General features: G+C 73.5%; 2 protein-coding genes. Both read left to right on the top strand.

Translation table 11 applies throughout. The features are described 5' to 3' along the window. Positions 1–1,138, top strand: a 1,138-nt coding sequence (locus tag NON22_RS21980) for a baseplate J/gp47 family protein (protein ID WP_257389140.1), incomplete at its 5' end; no start/stop codon positions are given. Further along, positions 1,138–3,414: baseplate J/gp47 family protein (locus NON22_RS21975; protein ID WP_484600512.1), on the top strand; the 2,277-nt coding region annotated here is incomplete at its 3' end. The genes NON22_RS21980 and NON22_RS21975, both read left to right, overlap by 1 nt.

Below are 3,414 nucleotides of genomic sequence, written 5' to 3'. Positions count from 1 at the left end.
TTACCAGCGCCTGGATCGCCGCGGCGACGGCGCGGACTGGACGCTCGCCGCGCTGCCCGACGACGCGCCGCTCGCGTACCGGCCGCCGCCGCCCGGCGTACCCGACGGCGAGACGCCGGCGCGCTCGACCCTGCAAGTGCGCGTCCACTCCGCGTCCGGCGGCGTCGATCCCTGGGACGAGATCGAAAGCCTAGTCCATGCCGACGACTCGGCCGAGGACGGCGACCGTTTCATGGTCGAGACCGACGAGCGCCGCCGCAGCGTGCTGCGCTTCGGCAACGGCACGAACGGCCGCGCGCTGCCGGCGCTCGCGACGGTCGAGGCACGCTACCAGGTCGGCGGCGGCGCGGCCGGCAACATCGGCGCCGACCGGCTCGTGCATCCGGCGCCGCTGACCGGTGCGCTGGCCGACCTCGTCGTCGCGACGACGAATCCGTTCGACGTCGTCGACGGACGCGATCCGGAAAGCGCCGAGCGCGTGCGGCGCCACGCGCCCGAAGCGTTCCGGGCGCGGCAGCTGCGCGCGGTGACCCTGGCCGACTACGTGCGCCGCGCCGAGGAAGTGCCCGGCGTCTCGCGCGCGGCCGCGCGCTACGTCTGGACCGGCAGCTGGCGCAGCGTGCGCGTCGCGATCGACCCGGCCGGCTTCGTCGCGCTCGGCGACGCGCATTCGGCCGCGCTCTGGAACGAGCTGCGCCGGCGCGCCGCCGATCATCTGGAGGCCGTGCGGCTGATCGGCGAAGACCTCGAGCTGCGGCCGCCGCGCTACGTGCCGCTCGACGTCCGCATCGCCGTCTGCGCCGACGCGGCGTACTGGCGCGAGGATCTGCGCTTCGTGCTCGAGCAGGAATTCTCGGATACCTGGACCTCGGACGGCCGCCGCGGCTTCTTCCATCCCGACGAGTGGACGTTCGGCAAATCGCTGCATCGCAGCGAGATCGAAGGACGCCTCCACCGGATCGCCGGCATCCGCCATGTCGTCGCGATCACGATGAAGCGGTTCGACGCGCCGCAGCCGGGCGTGCCCGGCGCCGAACAGCTCGAGATCGGCAGCGACGAGGTCGTGCTGCTCGCCAACGACGCCGACCACCTGGAACGCGGGCTGATCCGCTTCGACATCACCGGAGGACGCCGCTGATGGCCTGCACGCCGCTGATCACCGATCCGTTCGTGTTCCCGCGCCGCGCGGGCAACCGGCCGGGCCTGCCGCGCGTGGCGTATCGCATCGGCCGCTACGCCGACTTCCGCGAGGCGATGCTGCGCGCGATCGACGCGGCGCCCGAGCTCGCGGCCTGGACGCATCGCGGCGCCGACGATCCCGGCATCGCGCTCGTCGAAGGCGCCGCGATCCTCGGCGACATTCTGTCGTTCTACCAGGAGCACTACGCGAACGAAGCCTGGCTGCGCACGGCCGCCTGGCGCGAGAGCGTCGCCGACCTCGTGCGCCTGACCGGCTACCGGCTCGCGCCCGGCATCGGCGGCCGCGCGACGTTCGCGTTCGAGGTGCGCGGCACCGCGCCGGTCGCGCTGCGGCAGGGCTTCCCGCTGAAGGCCGACCTCGCCGATCTCGCGACGCCGGCCGATTTCCTGACCGACCACGCGCTCGTCGCGCTGCCGGCGCTGAGCCGCTTCCACCTGTACCGCAAGCGCCAGTACGGCGCGACGATCCCGGCGCAGTCGACGCAGTTCGAGCTCGCGAGCGTCGACGGCGCGAGCGACGAGGCCAGCCTCGCGGCGTTCGACCTCAAGCCCGGCGACCGCCTGCTGCTGCAGCCGCCGGAACCGACCTGGACCTCGTCCGGCGCGACCCTGACGGCGCAGCAGGCGCCGCAATCGGTCAAGGTCAGGAAAGTGACGCCGCTGCTCGGCCGCGTGATCGTCGAAGTCGACGCGCCGGTCGCGCAGGCCTGGAACGCGCCGGTCACAGCGCTGCGCATCAACCGCACGTTCCGCCACTACGGCCACAACGCGCCGCCGAAGACCGTGACGAACACGACCGACGGCAGCGGCAGGATCGACGGCGCGCGGCAGTCGACGACCGCGTTCCAGCGTCATGTCGAGGCCGGCCACGTCTGCTCGAACACGAGCAGCTCGAACGCGCTCGACCCGCACGTGATTCCGCTCGACGTCGAGGTGCCGGACCTGCGCGCGGGTCAGCTCGTCGTCGTGCAGACGCGCGTGACGATCGGCGCGACGACGGTCGACCTCAGCGTGACGCGACGCATCGCTGCGGCGCCCGGAGGCACGCTCGGCTTCGGCAATCTCAACGGCCCGACGACCTTGCTGCGCCTCGACGCGCCGCTCGTGAAGCACGCGATGCCCGGCTCGCCGTTGGCCGACGTGCGCGACTACCGCATCCAGGAAGCGACCAGTCCGCGCCTGACCCTGCGCGCGCTGCCGGCGCCGGCGGCCGGCGCGTTCGCCGGCGGCACGAACGCGCTGTATTTCCACGGCAGCGTCGCCGAGGTGCGCACGCTCGCGCAGCGGCGGCTGTTCCTGTCGCACGCCGACGGACGCCATGTGCTCGTGACCTGCACGAACGAAACGGCCGACTTCGTCGCGCCGGACGACGTGCCGCGCCTGTGGCCGCTGTCGTTCGACCGCGCGCCGGCACCGTTCGTGCGCGCGGATTTCGACGAGGCGGAACCGGCCGTCACGGTGTACGGCAACCTGGCCGAATGCTCGCAGGGCAAGGCCGAGCGCGAGGCGACGCTCGGCAGCGGCGACCGCCGCCAGGCCTGGCAGACCTTCGCGCTGCCGAAGTCGCCGCTGACCTATTTCCTCGCCGCCGGCGACGTGCCGCCGCAGCGGCCCGAGCTCGAGGTCTGGGTGGCCGGACGATCCTGGACGCGCATCGACGCGTTCTACGGCCGCGGCCCGCAGGATACGGTCTACATCGTCCGCGAGGACGCCGAGGGCCGCAGCTTCGTGCAGTTCGGCGACGGGCAGACCGGCGCGCGACTGCCCTCGGGCGTGGACAACGTCGTCGCGCGCTACCGCAGCGGCGTCGGCGCGTACGGGCCGATCAAGCCCGGCGCGACGCCGAGCGCGAGCGAACGGCCGCCGGGTTTCGACAAGGCCGTGCTCGCCGGCATCGTCGCCAGCGGCGCCGCGCCCGAAGACGGCGACAAGGCGCGAATCGCCGCGCCGGGCAAGGTGCAGAGCCTCGGCCGGCTCGTCAGCATCCGCGACTACGAAACCGAGGCGCTCGCCGTGCCCGGCGTCGTGACGGCGAGCGCCGCCTGGGATCTCGCCGCCGGCGTGCCGGCGCTCGTGCTGCGCGTGCTGCTGGCCGCGGGCCGCGAGGCCGAGTTCGCCGCCGTGCGCGCCACGCTCGCGCATGCGCAGCGCTGCCGCGGGCCGGACCGCTTCGCGCTCGTCGTCGAGCAGGCGTTGCCGCGCTACGTGTATCTC

Source organism: Tahibacter caeni, assembly GCF_024609805.1.
In the GTDB taxonomy this organism is placed as follows: domain Bacteria; phylum Pseudomonadota; class Gammaproteobacteria; order Xanthomonadales; family Rhodanobacteraceae; genus Tahibacter; species Tahibacter caeni.
The sequence above is the reverse complement of the archived record's forward strand: the minus strand, read 5'-3'. Positions and strand labels throughout refer to the sequence as shown.